Raw genomic sequence first — 14,075 nt, 5'->3', positions numbered from 1 at the left:
ACCCTGGTTCCGGAACCCCTCCGTGATGTTTGCCACCGGGATGATCGATCAACGATCACCACTGTGGTTCATCCGATCTCACCGAGCCGGTGACTCAGGGCCGTGCACCTCCTGCCCGCGGAAACCGTGCGTACCGCCTGGCCAAGCGCTTTGCGTGACCCGACGAGCACCACCAGCCTCTTCGCCCGCGTGACGGCGGTGTAGAGCAAATTGCGTTGGAGCATCATCCAGGCACCGGTGGTGATCGGGATCACCACCGCGGGGTACTCGCTGCCCTGGGACCGGTGGATGGTCATCGCGTAGGCATGGGCCAGCTCGTCGAGTTCGTCGAAGTCGTAATCGACCTCTTCGTCCTCATCCGTCAGCACCTTCAGCTTCTGGTCGACGAGGTCGAGCGCGGTCACCACCCCGACGGTCCCGTTGAACACCCCGTTGGCGCCCTTCTCGTAATTGTTGCGAATCTGGGTGACCTTGTCGCCGACGCGGAACGTACGACCGCCGAACCTTTTCTCCGCGAGCTCGGGGCGGGCGGGCGTGATGGCCTGCTGCAGCAGCCCGTTGAGCGTGCCCGCGCCGGCCGGGCCGCGGTGCATGGGAGCGAGGACCTGCACGTCACGGCGCGGATCGAGCCCGAACTTCGCGGGGATCCGGCGGGCCGCCACATCCACCGTGACCCGTCCCGCGTCCTCGGTCTCCTCCTCGACGAAGAGAAAGAAATCACTGAGCCCCTGGGTGAGGGGTGGGATGCCGGAGTTGATCCGGTGGGCGTTGGTGACGACACCGGACTGCTGTGCCTGCCGGAAGATCCGCGTGAGCCGTACGGCCGGCACCGGGGACCGCTCGGCGAGCAGATCCCTGAGCACCTCGCCCGCGCCCACGCTGGGCAGCTGGTCGACATCTCCGACGAACAGCAGATGGGCGCCCTGCGGCACAGCCTTGACCAACTTGTTGGCCAGGAGCAGGTCGAGCATCGAGGCCTCGTCGACCACGACCAGATCGGCGTCGAGCGGCCGGTCCTGGTCGTAGGCCGCGTCGCCGCCGGGCTTCAGCTCCAGGAGGCGGTGCACCGTCGAGGCCTCCGCACCGGTGAGCTCGGCCAGGCGCTTGGCGGCCCGTCCGGTCGGCGCCGCGAGCACCACCTTGGCCTTCTTGGCCCGCGCCAGCTCCACGATCGACCGTACGGTGAAGGACTTGCCGCAGCCGGGCCCGCCCGTGAGCACCGCGACCTTGCGCGTCAGGGAGAGCTTGACGGCCTCCTCCTGCTCAGGTGCGAGCGAGGCCCCGGTCCTTGCCTTGAGCCAGCCGAGCGCCTTGCCCCAGTCGACGTCCCGGAACCCCGGCAGCCGGTCGTCATCGGTGCTCAGCAGCCGTTTGAGCCGGCCCGCGAGGGAGAGCTCGGCCCGGTGGAAGGGCACGAGGAAGACCCCGGTGACCGGCTCGCCGTCCGGACCGGGCACTCGCTCCCGTACGACTCCTTCCGGATCTTCGGCGAGCTCGCCGAGGCACTCGATCACGAGGCCGGTGTCGACCTGGAGCAGCTTCACCGCGTCGGCGATCAGCAGGTCCTCGGGCAGGAAGCAGTGCCCTTGGTCCGTCGACTGCGACAGGGCGTACTGCAGCCCGGACTTGACCCGCTCGGGGCTGTCGTGCGGAATCCCGACGGACTGGGCGATGCGGTCCGCCGTGAGGAAGCCGATGCCCCAGACGTCGGAGGCGAGGCGGTACGGCTCGTTCTTCACCACCGAGATCGAGGCATCCGCGTACTTCTTGTAGATACGCACCGCGATCGACGTCGAGACGCCGACTCCCTGCAGGAAGACCATGACCTCCTTGATGGCCTTCTGCTCCTCCCAGGCGTCCGCGATCTTCTTGGTCCGCTTGGGGCCGAGCCCCGGGACCTCGATGAGCCGCTTGGGCTCCTCCTCGATGATCCTGAGCGTGTCCAGGCCGAAGTGCTCCGTGATGCGGTCCGCGAACACCGGGCCGATGCCCTTGACCAGGCCTGATCCCAGATAGCGGCGGATGCCCTGGATCGTGGCGGGCAGCAGCGTCGTGTAGTTCTCCACCGTGAACTGCTTGCCGTACTGCGCATGCGAGCCCCAGCGGCCCTCCATCCGCAGCGACTCCCCCACCTGGGCACCGAGCAGCGAGCCGACGACGGTGAGCAGATCGCCGCCGCCGCGTCCGGTGTCGACGCGGGCGACCGTGTATCCGTTCTCCTCATTGGCATACGTGATCCGCTCGAGGACTCCTTCGAGCACCGCGAGCCGGGGCTGGGGCAGCCCTGCGCTGTTGCCGGTACGGCTGGTCATGAGGCGACGTTAGCGGGCGGCACCGACAGCGCGGGAAGCCTGTGGAAAACTCCGCGCGGGCCCGGCCCCGCACATGTTTGAGGGGGCCCGGCCCCCCGGCCGAACCCCCTCGGATCCCCCTCCAACAGGCCTCCCTCAATCCCCCCGGATCCCCTCCGGAAGCCCTGATGCCTAGTACGACCCGCGTCACCGAGAAAGGGTTGTACGGCTGCGGGCAGTAATTTTCGTGAAAGTCCCAGCTCCGCTTCCGGGCCGCTTCCAGGCCGCTTCCAGGTGCCGACAAACCGGGGCGGCCGTAGCGTTTCAGACATGAGTGAAGATGCGAATGTGCCGCTCGAGAAGGCTGTGATCGACGAGCTCGGCGACGACAAGCTGCACGAGATCGCCGGTCTGCTCGGCACCGACGAGGCCGGCGCGCAGAACCTGATCACCGAGACGGTCTCCACACTCTCCGGCGGGCTGCAGGAGAAGGCCGCCCACGGCGCCCCCGAGGAGGTCGACGAGGTACGTCAGGCCTTCGCCGAGGTGGGCGACGCCGCCGGCGCCGCACCGCTGCAGGGTGTCGCCACGCTGGGCGGCGGGCTCGGCGGGCTCCTCAGCGGCGGCATGATGGCCGGCATGATCGGCAAGATGAGCAAGCCGGTCGCACAGGCGGTCTCGAAGAAGACGGGCATCCCGGCGCCGACCATTTCGCGCGCCATCGAGATGCTCATCCCGGTTCTGCTCGCCGTACTGACGAAGCGGGCCGCGTCGTCGAAGGCGGGGGCGTCCGGCGGTTCCGCCCAGGCTTCCGGCCCGATCCCCACCCCCGGCCCGGTCCCCGGCGCGGCACCGGGTGCCACGCCGACGGGCCAGCAGGGCGGTCAGCAGGGCGGCGGCCTGGACCTCGGCGACATTCTGGGCAACATCCTGGGCGGCGGCAAGAAGTAGCCGGCGGCGGTCGCGGACCACGGCGGCCGCGGCCCGCGGCGCCTGAGCTCTCCGCGTGGCGAGCACCCGCTTCGCGCGCGGGCTAGCCGAGGGCCTGGGACGCCACCGCTGAGAAGCGGGCCGCCGTCTCGTGGAGGACCGCCGCGCCGTCCTCTCGCGCCCACAGCTCCGCGTTGAAGAGTTCGACCTCGACGGAGCCCGTGTAGCCCGCCGCGTCGACCAGGCGCCACCAGTGCGCGAGGTCGATCGAGCCGTCGCCGAGCTGGCCGCGGCCGGTGAGGACACCCTCGGGCAACGGGGTGGTCCAGTCGGCCAGTTGGAAGGTGTGCAGGCGATCGCCCGCACCCGCCCTGGCGATCTGCTCGGGCGCCAGGTCGTCCCACCAGATGTGGTACGTATCCACGCAGACCCCGACCTGATCGGCGGGGAAACGTTCGGCGAGGTCGAGGGCCTGGCCGAGTGTGGAGACCACGCAGCGGTCGGCCGCGTACATGGGGTGCAGCGGTTCGATCGCGAGGCGTACGCCGCGCTCGGCGGCGTACGGGCCCAGTTCGGCCAGCGCGTCCGCGATGCGTTCACGGGCGCCGGCCAAGTCCTTGTCCCCCGCGGGCAGTCCGCCCGAGACGAGGACGAGGGTGTCGGTGCCGAGGGTCGCGGCCTCGTCGATCGCGGCGCGGTTGTCGTCGAGGGCGCGGCGGCGTTCGGCCGGGTCGATCGCGGTGAAGAAGCCGCCGCGGCACAAGGTCGTGACGGTCAGGCCCGCGTCTCTGACCAGCTTCGCGGCCGCTTCGACGCCGTACTCCTGAACGGGTTCGCGCCACAGCCCGACGCCGGGAACTCCCGAATGCCCACAAGCGTTGGCAAGTTCGGGCAGCGAGAGCTGCTTGACCGTCATCTGATTGATGCTGAAGCGCGAGAGGCCGGGCGGAGGGCCGGAAAGGGGGGTGCCGGGCGCGGGGTCAGCAGCGTGCTGCGCGGGGCTGGTCACTGGGCGACTCCGTGCACGTCGAGCAGGGATGTCATACGGGACGCGGCGAGCGCCGGGTCCGGGAACAGGCCGAGCTGGTCGGCCAGTTGGTAGGCGCGCGCCAGGTGCGGGAGCGAGCGTGCCGACTGCAGGCCGCCCACCATCGAGAAGTGGGACTGGTGGCCGGCGAGCCAGGCGAGGAAGACGACTCCGGTTTTGTAGAAGCGGGTGGGTGTTTGGAACAAGTGCCTCGACAACTCAACAGTGGGATCCAGGAGTTCACGGAAGCCCTTGGTGTCACCCGTGTCCAGGACGCGGACCGCCTCGGCCGCGAGCGGGCCGAGCGGGTCGAAGATGCCGAGCAGGGCGTGGCTGAAGCCCTGGTCGTCGCCCGCGATGAGTTCGGGGTAGTTGAAGTCGTCGCCGGTGTAGCAGCGCACGCCGTCGGGCAGCTTGCGGCGCAGGGCGACCTCGCGGTCCGCGTCGAGCAGCGAGACCTTGATGCCGTCCACCTTGTCCGCGTGTGCGGCGATCACCTCGAGGAAGGTCGCGGTCGCGGCGTCCAGGTCCGCCGAACCCCAGTAACCCTCGAGGGCCGGGTCGAACATGGGGCCGAGCCAGTGCAGGATCACGGGCTCGGAAGCCTGGCGGAGCAGGCCCCCGTACACGGCGAGGTAGTCCTCGGGGCCGCGGGCGACGGCCGCCAGGGCGCGGGACGCCATGAGGATCGCCTGCGCGCCCGTCCCCTCCACGAGCGCGAGTTGTTCCTCGTACGCGGCCGTCACCTCGGCGAGCGTCGGCAGTCCGGCGGGCCCCGTGAGCTGGTCGGTGCCGACCCCGCACGCGATCCGTCCGTCCACCGCCTTGGCCTCGGCGGCGGAGCGGCGGATCAGCTCGGCGGCGCCCGCCCAGTCCAGGCCCATGCCGCGCTGCGCGGTGTCCATGGCCTCGGCGACCCCGAGGCCGTGCGACCACAGGTGCCGGCGGAAGGCGAGGGTCGCGTCCCAGTCGACGGCGGCAGGGCCGTCCGGCGACACATCGGCGTACGGGTCGGCGACCACGTGGGCCGCGGAGAACACCGTGCGCGAGACCAGCGGTGCGCTGCCCGATACGGCGAGCGGTTCGGTGCGCGGGGTGTAGGCGAAGGTGCCGCCGCCGGCGCGGGGCAGGTGGATCGTCATGGTGCGGGCTCCGTCGGGTCGCGGCGGGTCAGAGGGTCGGCTCGGTGACGTCGTGACGGCGGGTCACGGGTTCAGCTCCGGCACGTCGTGACGGCGGGTCACAGGTTCAACTCCGGCACGTCGTAACGGCGGGTCACAGGTTCAACTCCGGCACGTCGTAACGGCGGCCCTCCGACGAGGACTTGAGGCCGAGCTCGGCGAGCTGGACGCCGCGGGCGCCGGCGAGCAGATCCCAGTGGTAGGGCTCGTCCAGGACGACGTGGCGCAGGAAGAGCTCCCACTGGACCTTGAACCCGTTGTCGAACTCGCCGTTGTCCGGCACTTCCTGCCACTGGTCGCGGAAGGACTCGGTGACCGGGATGTCGGGGTTCCACACGGGCTTGGGAGTGGCCGAGCGGTGCTGGGCGCGGCAGTTGCGCAGCCCGGCCACGGCCGAGCCCTCGGTGCCGTCGACCTGGAACTCGACGAGTTCGTCGCGGTTGACGCGTACCGCCCAGGAGGAGTTGATCTGGGCGACGATCGAGCCTTGGGGGCTGTCCAGCTCGAAGATGCCGTACGCGGCGTCGTCGGCGGTGGCGTCGTAGGGCTTGGACTGCTCGTCCCAGCGCTGCGGGATGTGCGTCGAGGCCAGCGCGGTCACGGACTTCACGCGGCCGAACAGCTCGTGCAGCACGTACTCCCAGTGCGGGAACATGTCGACGACGATGCCGCCGCCGTCCTCGGCGCGGTAGTTCCAGCTGGGGCGCTGGGCCTCCTGCCAGTCGCCCTCGAAGACCCAGTAGCCGAACTCGCCGCGTACGGACAGGATGCGGCCGAAGAAGCCGCCGTCGATGAGGCGCTTCAGCTTGAGCAGACCCGGCAGGAAGATCTTGTCCTGGACGACGCCGTGCTTGACGCCGGCGCCGTTGGCGAGACGGGCCAGTTCGAGGGCGCCCTCCACGGAGGTGGCGCTGGGCTTCTCGGTGTAGATGTGCTTGCCGGCGGCGATGGCCTTCTTGAGGATGCCCTCGCGGGTGGATGTCATCGCCGCGTCGAAGAAGATGTCGATGCTGTCGTCGGCAAGGACGGCGTCCACGTCGGTGGAGACGTTGGCCTGATCCAGACCGTGCTTGTCGGCAAGCGCCCGCAGCGCGTGCTCGCGGCGGCCGACGAGGACGGGCTCCGGCCACAGGACCGTGCCGTCGCCGAGGTCGAGGCCGCCCTGCTCGCGCAGCGCGAGGATCGAGCGGACCAGGTGCTGGCGGTAACCCATGCGCCCCGTCACGCCGTTCATGGCGATACGCACCGTTTTGCGTGTCACTGATGTCCCTCCGTTTGGCAGGCGCGCGCCGGTCGGCTTCGACGCCGGGTCGGTTGATGGGTCCGTACGTTGCGCTCGCCGCCCCGAGCCGGACATGAAGCGGCATCCGCCACCTGCCCCACCCTCGATAGCAAGCGCTTTCTATCTACGTCTGCGGGAAAGTTAGCCTGCGGGATGAGGCCCGGACAAGGGGGCGGCTGAAATCCCTGTCCAGCCTTGGACGTTCGTTTGCGATTCGGTCGGGGTGGAGGGGGGTGGGGGGACGGTCGGGGCGCGGTGGGATGGGGCGGATGGTGTGGGGTGACGGTCAGGGCTGAGTGGGTGGGGCGACGGTCAGGCTGGGCGGAATGGAGCGGGTGGGGTGAGGTGAGGTGAGGTGAGGTGACGGTCTAGGCGGGCGGAGTGGAGCGGGTGGGGTGAGGTGACGGTCGGGGCGGGCGGAGTGGAGCGGGTGGGGTGAGGGTTGACCGTCGGACGGTGGGGCGGCCGCCGGTAGCGAGCGGGGCGAGGTTGGCTGCCAAGGCGACTCGGCCGGGGTCGAGTCGGGGGCGGACGAACTGAGATGCAGGGCCATCGCAGACGGGGGCTTGGGTCGGGGGCGACTGCGGGTGCGTCGCGGCTGGGGCGGCTGCGGGTGCGTTGTAGCTGGGGCGGCTTCCGCGAAGTCACGGCTGAGGACGGTGGGTGGTTGCGGTGGCCCAGATGCACCGCTGCCGCCTGCTCCGCCGTCGTGGCCGGCGTTCGTCGCTTGCGGCCACAGAGTCAAAGACCCCGCAGATCGAGTGCCGGCCCGGAGTGGAGGGCAGCGCAGCTCTGGCCAGGAGGTGGGCTGCTGCGGGTGCGTTGCTCGGGCGGACTCCGCGAAGCCTCGACTGAGGACAGTGGGTGGTTGCGGTGGCCCGGACGCACCGCTGCCGCCTGCCCCACCGTCGTGGCCGGCGTTCGTCGCTTGCGGCCGGAGACTCAAAGCCGGCGATCGGGTCTTGTTCGGTAGGGGGACCAACTGTCCTGGACTTTGGGGGCAAATCGGGCGCGCGGCAGGACAATAGGTCCCCCGTTGGGTTCGGGTCAGGGTACGGACGGGGCGGGTAGGTGGGGGCGGGGCGGTCGTTTGGGTCGCCGGCTGTCGGGTTGGGGCCCGAACCGTTCGTCGGGGTCGGCAGCTGCGGTCAGTTGCCGGGCCTTATCGTCACGAGCCAGTCCGATCACCCGGATCGCCGGTCTTGCGGACCGACCCACACGCGGCGGGCGAAGCCGGTCAACTCGCCCGCGCCCGGCGCCCAGTTGCCGAAGCCGGTCAACTCGCTCGCGTCCAAGCGCCCAGCCACCGAACCCGGCCCAAACCCTCCCGTCCAAGCGCCCGGCCGGTGAAGCTGGTCAACTCGCTCGCGCCCAAGCCCCCAGCCACCGAACGCGGCCAACCCAACTCGCTCGCGTCCAGGCGTCCGACTGCCGAGTCCGGCCGTCATGCCCGAGCCCGGTCCCCGGGAGCGTTGGGCGCGCGACGCCGACGCCGAGCCGTCGGACCACAGCCCGACATCCGCAGCCGACCCACTCACACCCGCGCCCCGGTCCACTCCAGGCACCCACGCCTCCAGCCACCCGTTCCCTCGCCCCTCCCCTCCACCTCCATTCAGCTCGCGCCTCCGACATCCCGCACATTCCTCAGCCGAGATTTCGCGGAGTCCGCCCGAGCCACAACGCACCCGCAGTCGCCCACCTCTCGACCAGAGTTGCGCTGCCCTCCACTCCGGGCCGGCACTCGATCCCTGAAGTCATTGAGTCTGTGGCCGCAAGCGACGAACGCCGGCCACGACGGTGGGGCAAGCGGCAGCGGTGCATCCGGGCCACCGCAACCGCCCACCGTCCTCAGCCGAGACCTCACGGAAGCCGCCCCCCCCCAGCCACAACGCACCCGCAGCAGCCCACCTCCTGGCCAGAGCTGCGCTGCCCTCCACTCCGGGCCGGCACTCGATCTGCGGGGTCTTTGGCTCTGTGGCCGCAAGCGACGAACGCCGGCCACGACGGCGGGGCAGACGGCAGCGGCGCAACCGGGCCACCGCCACCACCCACCGCCCTCAGCCGAGACTTCGCGGAAGCCGCCCCAGCCACAACGCACCCGCAGCCGCCCACTTCCGGTCCAGGGTCGGCGCTGTGTCGGGTCGGGGCTCGACCTGCGGGTCTTTGAGTCTCTGGCCGCAATGGGCGAACGCCGACCACGACGGCGAGGCAGACGGCAGCGGCGCGTCCGGGCCACCGCAACCACCCAACCGTCCTCAGTCGAGACTTCACGGAAGCCGCCCCCAGCCACAACGCACCCGCAGCAGCCCACCTCCCGGCAAGAGCTGCGCTGCCCCTCCACTCCGGGCCAGCACTCGATCCCTGAAGTAATTGCGTCTGTGGCCGCAATGGGCGAACGCCGGCCACGACGGCGGGGCAGACGGCAGCGGCGCGTCCGGGCCACCGCAACCACCCACCGTCCTCAGCCAAGACTTCACAGAAGCCGCCCCAGCCGCGACGCACCCGCAGTCGCTCTCCGACCCAGGCCGTTCCCCACCTGCATTGGGCACTGCCTCTCAGTCCGCCCGCCGCCTCCCAGCTCGCCCCTCAGGCTCCGCCCCAAGCCCAACAGCCAACGGCCCTACCGTCCAGCCCGTCCCCTCTACCTCGCCGCCCACCCACCTCACACCCAGACCCACCCCGCAGCCCCGCCCTCACACCCCGCGCCCCCAGCCAACCCACCCCACGCCCACACCCCCAGCCGCCCCACCAACCCGCACCCACATACCCTCCGCGGCCCTCACCCTCACCACCCCCTCTGCCACCATGGAGACCCAGGTCGTAGTCATCTCGTGGCCGGAAAGCGGCTCCATGGCGGGCGTGCAGCCGGTATCACTTAGTGCAACGGTGCGGTGGGTCGACCATCACCGCGCCCGGACCGCCGGCTACCGAGCGGCGAACGACCACCAGCTCCCGGTGCCCCGGAGGACCAGATGACCGTGACTTTGGCGGATGTGGCGGCCCGCGCCCAGGTCTCCCCCGCGACCGTTTCCCGTGTCCTGAACGGGAATTACCCGGTCGCCGCGACCACCCGCGAGCGTGTCCTGCGCGCCGTGGACGAGCTGGACTATGTGCTCAACGGACCCGCGAGCGCCCTCGCCGCCGCCACCTCCGACCTCGTCGGAATCCTGGTGAACGACATCGCCGACCCGTTCTTCGGCATCATGGCCGGCGCCGTGCAGTCCGAGATCGGCGGACCCGGCGGACGGGCCGGCGGCGAGCGGCTCGCGGTGGTCTGCAATACCGGCGGCTCCTCCGAGCGCGAGCTCACGTACCTCACGCTGCTCCAGCGCCAGCGCGCCGCCGCCGTGGTGATCACGGGCGGCGCGGTCGAGGACCCCGAGCACGCCGAGGCGATGGCCGGAAAGCTTCGCCGGCTCGGCGAGGCCGGCACCCGGATCGTGCTGTGCGGCCGCCCGCCCGTCGAGGACACCGGCGCGATCGCCCTCGCCTTCGACAACCGGGGCGGCGGCCGACGGCTCACCGAGCATCTGCTCGACCTCGGCCATCGCCGTATCGGCTACATCGCGGGCCCCGAGGAGCGCACCACAACGCGGCACCGGCTCGAAGGTCACCGCGACGCGATGAAGGAGGCGGGCGTCGACGAGTGCGCGACGGTGCACGGCCCCTACGACCGGCGCTCCGGTTACGAGGCCACGCGCGAACTCCTGCGCCAGGACCCGGACTTGACCGCGATCGTGGCCGCGAACGACACCGTCGCGCTCGGCGCCTGCGCCGCGCTGCGCGAGGCCGGGCTGCGCATCCCCGAGGACGTCTCGGTGGCGGGCTTCGACGATCTGCCGTTCAGCGTGGACGTCGTCCCCGCGCTCACCACGGTCCGGCTCCCGCTGTACGAGGCGGGGGCCCGGGCCGGCCGTATCGCGATGGGCCGGGAGGCGGAGCCGCCGGGGAAGATGTCCGTGATCGCGGGCGAGTTGATGGTACGGGGGTCGACGGCACGGCCGCGGAAGTGAGGGAAGGGAGGGAGGGGTCGGTCGCCCGGCGGCCGCGCCTCGCAGGAGCGCCGCCTCGCCTCCTCGTAGGAGGACAGCCGCCTCGCCTCACAGGAGCGCCGCCTCGCCTGTTCGCAGGAGCGCAGCCGCCCCGCACAGGAACACCGCCGCGCCTCGCAGAAGTGCGGGCCCTTCGCCCGGGCCCGCCGGAGAGCTCATCGGCGCAAGTACCGGTACATCAAGGGCAAGTTGCCCCATACCCCTCGGCACGCAACACACCCACCGGGACCTCGAAGACGATCACCAGCCCGTCGCGCTCACTGCCCTGTTCACCGACCCGCGTGAAGCCGAAGCCGGTGAGGGTGGCCAGGGAGGCCGCGTTGTCGGACCTGACTCTGGCCCGTACGGTCCGGACAGCGGGTTCGGCGGCGGCCCGCCTCAGCAGCGCCCTCAGGGTCGCGCGGGCATATCCCCGGCGGCGGTGCTCAGGCACGACGGTGTAGCCGACCTCGACCATCCCGGAGTCGTCCGGCGGTCCATGGAACCCTGCGTCGCCGACCACGGCCCCGTCCGGCTCGGACACCACCGCGCGCACGGTCCAGGGCGCGGCGGACGGGTCCGTATCGAGCTGGTCGGCGCGATATCGGAAGATCGCTCGGGCCCGGTCCCCGACGAAGTGCGCGTCGAGCGCGACCCCGGCCTCGGCGCTGCCGCCGGCGAGGTCGCCTTCGGCGAGCGCGCGCAGCGCCTTCGCGCCGAGCTCGACGAAGCGGATGGGCCGGGGATCAGCGAGGGGTTCGTCGTTCATCACGGCGATGTTCGCCCGGCACCGACCGGCTGTCCACCGGATTGCATACCGGCCACCGCACCGCGGACCATCCACCGCACCGCGGACCGCCCACCGCACCGTGGACCGCCCACCGCACCGCGGACCATCCACCGCACCCCGGACCGCCCACCGCATCCCGAAAGCACCACCTGCCCGAGCCCAAGCCCCAGGCCCGAGCCCCAGCCCAAGCCCCAACCCGACACACCGGTTCCCCACACCCGACCCGAGCGCTACCTTTGACTGAGTCAAAGGTATTCCTCGACGTACCGAGGTGCGCCATGCCCCAGCAGTTCATCCACGAGATCCGGGCTTTCAACCGCTTCTATACGAATCTGATCGGCGCGCTCGATTACAGCCGCCATCTGTATCTGCCCTACACGCTGACCGAGTCCCGCGTCCTGTACGAGCTCGCCCACCGCGAGGAGCCCGAAGCTGCGGATCTGCGGGCCGAACTCGGGATCGACGCGGGGTACTTGAGCCGGCTGCTCGCCAAGTTCGAGAAGGACGGCCTGGTCGAGCGCGCGCCCTCGCCGCGCGATCCGCGCCGCCAGCGGATCACGCTCACGCCGCGGGGACGGGAGGCGTCGGAGCTGCAGGAGGAACGGTCGCGCGAGGCGGTCGGCGTGCTGCTCAGCAAGGTGCCGGCTGCCGAACGGCCACGGCTGACCGAGGCCATGCGCACGGTGCGGACCGTCCTGTCCGACGCCCGCCCCACCAAGGCCGCCCAGGTCCGGCTGCGCGAGCCCGGTCCCGGCGACCTCGGCTGGATGGTGATGCGCAATGCGGCCCTGTACGCGGCCGAGTACGGCTGGAACGCGGATTACGAGGGGCTCGTGGCGCGCATCGTGGCCGACTTCGCCGAGGACCACGATCCGCATCTGGAGCGGGTGTGGATCGCGGAGCTCGACGGGATCCCGGTCGGCTCGGTGATGTGCGTACGGGATGACGCTCCCGGTACGGCGCGGTTGCGGTTGCTCCTGGTTGAACCCGACGCAAGGGGGCACGGGATCGGGGACCGGCTGGTCGCGGCGGTGATCGGCTTCGCGCGGGAGCAGGGGTACCGGGAGCTGGTGCTGTGGACCAACGATGTGCTGGAGGCGGCGCGGCGCATCTATCTGCGGCACGGGTTCGTGCTCACGGCCGAGAAGCCGCACCGGTCGTTCGGGCGTGATCTGGTGGGGCAGGACTGGAGGTTGTCGCTCCATGCGGCGCCAGGTTGATGCGGGGGGGGGAAGGGGCGCCTGCGGCGGGCTTGTCCCCCGCCCCGCCCCTTCCCGAAACCGGGGCTTCGCCCCGGACCCCTTCATCCGAACTTCGTTCGGATCGCCTCAAACGCCGGCGGGGCTGAAAGATCTACCCAATCGCCGCAGGGGCTGAAATGTCGCCCGACGAGCCAGACTAGGAGCACCCCATGAAGTTCGCCTTCTCCACCCTCGGCATACCGGCCCTCCCGGTCCACGACACCCTCTGGCTGGCCGCCACCCACGGCTATCAGGGCATCGAGCTCCGTGTGCACCCCGAGGAGCCCGTGCACACCGGGCTCGGGATCACCGAACGGGCCGATGTCGTGGCCGAGTTCAAGGACGCCGGGATCGAGATCCTCGGGCTCGCCGGCTACGCCCGCGTGGCCGAGCCCGGTGACGACACCCCCGTACTCGCCGAGATCCGTGCCCTGCTCGAACTCGCCCGCGACCTCGGCTCCCCGTTCATCCGGGTCTTCCCCGGCGGCGGTACGGAGCAGAGCGCCGACGAGGCCGACGCGACCGCCGCGCGCCGGCTCGCCGCCGCCGCGGAGACGGCCGCCGATCTCGGCGTACGCATCCTCCTGGAGACCCATGACTCGCACCGCGAGGCCACCGCGGTGAGCCGGGTGCTCGGCGCCGTCGGGCACCGCAACGCGGGTGCGCTCTGGGATGTGATGCACACCTGGCTCGGCGGGGAGCAGCCCAGTACGTCGTTCGGCGCGCTCTCCCCGTATCTCGGCTACGTCCAGGTGAAGGACATCGCCTCCGCCGAAGACACCACTCCACTCGCTCTCGGCGCGGGAGTGCTGCCCCTCACCGAGTGCGTGGAGGTCCTCAGCCGCGGAGGGTGGGACGGCTGGCTGTGCTGGGAGTACGAGAAGCGGTGGTATCCGCAGGCGGCGGAGCTGCCCACCCTGCTCACCGCGGGCCGCGAGCACCTGTGCCGGCTCCTCAACGACGCGGCCTGACGCCGGTACGGCCGGCCCCAGGGCCTGTGCGGGCCCGCCTCAACTCCCCGTAAAGGACCGCGAAAAGCGGCGAAGAGCCCCAGGAGAGAGCCCAGGAAGAGGGGCCGTCACCGGCGCATACGGAGGGGGGCGCGCCGGTGACGGCATGCTGCCGGCCGCGTGCGTTGGAGAGGGTGGTCAGCGTTCGCAGCCAGCAGCGAGGCCGACAGCGCACCGCGGTGACTCTCCGGCAGCTGGGGATGGGACGGACCCGCGCCCCAACGGGTTCCGCCCGAGGGGTCCACCATCTTGACCGGCAGAAATTTTCCGACTATCCGTGATCCCTGGAAGT

At 71.0% G+C, this 14,075-nt stretch carries 9 protein-coding genes; 4 read left to right on the top strand and 5 right to left on the bottom strand.

Annotated elements, in window-relative coordinates; translation table 11 throughout:
* Positions 1 to 68: 68 nt before the first annotated feature.
* Positions 69 to 2,312, bottom strand: coding sequence for an SF1B family DNA helicase RecD2 (recD2, locus tag ABT367_RS12335; RefSeq protein WP_352252309.1), 2,244 nt, complete (start codon positions 2,310 to 2,312; stop codon positions 69 to 71).
* A 309-nt stretch (positions 2,313 to 2,621) separates the two neighbouring features.
* Here recD2 and ABT367_RS12330 point away from each other — a divergent pair, with 309 nt between their 5' ends.
* Entirely contained in the window at positions 2,622 to 3,242 is a 621-nt protein-coding gene (locus tag ABT367_RS12330) for a DUF937 domain-containing protein (RefSeq protein WP_352252307.1), read from the top strand.
* A gap of 82 nt (positions 3,243 to 3,324) precedes the next feature.
* Here the strand turns inward: ABT367_RS12330 and ABT367_RS12325 are convergent, their stop codons facing one another.
* The 3 genes from ABT367_RS12325 to ABT367_RS12315 all read right to left on the bottom strand — a co-directional run bounded on the left by ABT367_RS12325 (position 3,325) and on the right by ABT367_RS12315 (position 6,690).
* Positions 3,325 to 4,137, bottom strand: coding sequence for a sugar phosphate isomerase/epimerase family protein (locus ABT367_RS12325; protein WP_352252305.1), 813 nt, complete (start codon positions 4,135 to 4,137; stop codon positions 3,325 to 3,327).
* 89 nt (positions 4,138 to 4,226) lie between these two features.
* On the bottom strand, positions 4,227 to 5,390 hold the full coding sequence (locus ABT367_RS12320) for a dihydrodipicolinate synthase family protein (protein ID WP_352252303.1): 1,164 nt from the start codon (positions 5,388 to 5,390) through the stop codon (positions 4,227 to 4,229).
* Between the two features lie 133 nt (positions 5,391 to 5,523).
* Complete coding sequence (locus tag ABT367_RS12315) at positions 5,524 to 6,690, bottom strand: Gfo/Idh/MocA family protein (RefSeq protein WP_352252301.1); 1,167 nt, start codon at positions 6,688 to 6,690, stop codon at positions 5,524 to 5,526.
* A 2,993-nt stretch (positions 6,691 to 9,683) separates the two neighbouring features.
* Between ABT367_RS12315 and ABT367_RS12310 the strand changes: the two genes are divergently transcribed.
* Positions 9,684 to 10,724 (top strand): LacI family DNA-binding transcriptional regulator, encoded by a 1,041-nt coding sequence (locus tag ABT367_RS12310; protein ID WP_352252299.1) that lies wholly within the window; start codon positions 9,684 to 9,686, stop codon positions 10,722 to 10,724.
* A 217-nt stretch (positions 10,725 to 10,941) separates the two neighbouring features.
* Here the strand turns inward: ABT367_RS12310 and ABT367_RS12305 are convergent, their stop codons facing one another.
* Positions 10,942 to 11,511 (bottom strand): GNAT family N-acetyltransferase, encoded by a 570-nt coding sequence (locus ABT367_RS12305; protein ID WP_352252297.1) that lies wholly within the window; start codon positions 11,509 to 11,511, stop codon positions 10,942 to 10,944.
* Positions 11,512 to 11,810: 299 nt separating this feature from the next.
* On the opposite strand from ABT367_RS12305, the gene ABT367_RS12300 reads away from it, so the two are divergent.
* Together ABT367_RS12300 and ABT367_RS12295 are read left to right on the top strand one after the other, a co-directional pair.
* Complete coding sequence (locus ABT367_RS12300) at positions 11,811 to 12,752, top strand: bifunctional helix-turn-helix transcriptional regulator/GNAT family N-acetyltransferase (RefSeq protein ID WP_352252295.1); 942 nt, start codon at positions 11,811 to 11,813, stop codon at positions 12,750 to 12,752.
* A 191-nt stretch (positions 12,753 to 12,943) separates the two neighbouring features.
* Positions 12,944 to 13,744, top strand: a complete 801-nt coding sequence (locus ABT367_RS12295) for a sugar phosphate isomerase/epimerase family protein (RefSeq protein ID WP_352252293.1) — start codon at positions 12,944 to 12,946, stop codon at positions 13,742 to 13,744.
* Positions 13,745 to 14,075: the final 331 nt, after the last annotated feature.

The organism is Streptomyces mesophilus, assembly GCF_040300965.1.
Classification (GTDB): Bacteria; Actinomycetota; Actinomycetes; order Streptomycetales; family Streptomycetaceae; genus Streptomyces; species Streptomyces mesophilus_A.
This window is presented reverse-complemented; position numbering and strand designations above follow the sequence as displayed.

What these genes read in the sequence shown, in the direction of transcription:
- ABT367_RS12305 (WP_352252297.1), bottom strand. Translation starts at nt 11,511, where the DNA reads ATGAACGACGAACCCCTCGCTGATCCCCGGCCCATCCGCTTCGTCGAG.
- ABT367_RS12300 (WP_352252295.1), top strand. Translation starts at nt 11,811, where the DNA reads ATGCCCCAGCAGTTCATCCACGAGATCCGGGCTTTCAACCGCTTCTAT.
- recD2 (WP_352252309.1), bottom strand. Translation starts at nt 2,312, where the DNA reads ATGACCAGCCGTACCGGCAACAGCGCAGGGCTGCCCCAGCCCCGGCTC.
- ABT367_RS12310 (WP_352252299.1), top strand. Translation starts at nt 9,684, where the DNA reads ATGACCGTGACTTTGGCGGATGTGGCGGCCCGCGCCCAGGTCTCCCCC.
- ABT367_RS12330 (WP_352252307.1), top strand. Translation starts at nt 2,622, where the DNA reads ATGAGTGAAGATGCGAATGTGCCGCTCGAGAAGGCTGTGATCGACGAG.
- ABT367_RS12320 (WP_352252303.1), bottom strand. Translation starts at nt 5,390, where the DNA reads ATGACGATCCACCTGCCCCGCGCCGGCGGCGGCACCTTCGCCTACACC.
- ABT367_RS12325 (WP_352252305.1), bottom strand. Translation starts at nt 4,137, where the DNA reads ATGACGGTCAAGCAGCTCTCGCTGCCCGAACTTGCCAACGCTTGTGGG.
- ABT367_RS12295 (WP_352252293.1), top strand. Translation starts at nt 12,944, where the DNA reads ATGAAGTTCGCCTTCTCCACCCTCGGCATACCGGCCCTCCCGGTCCAC.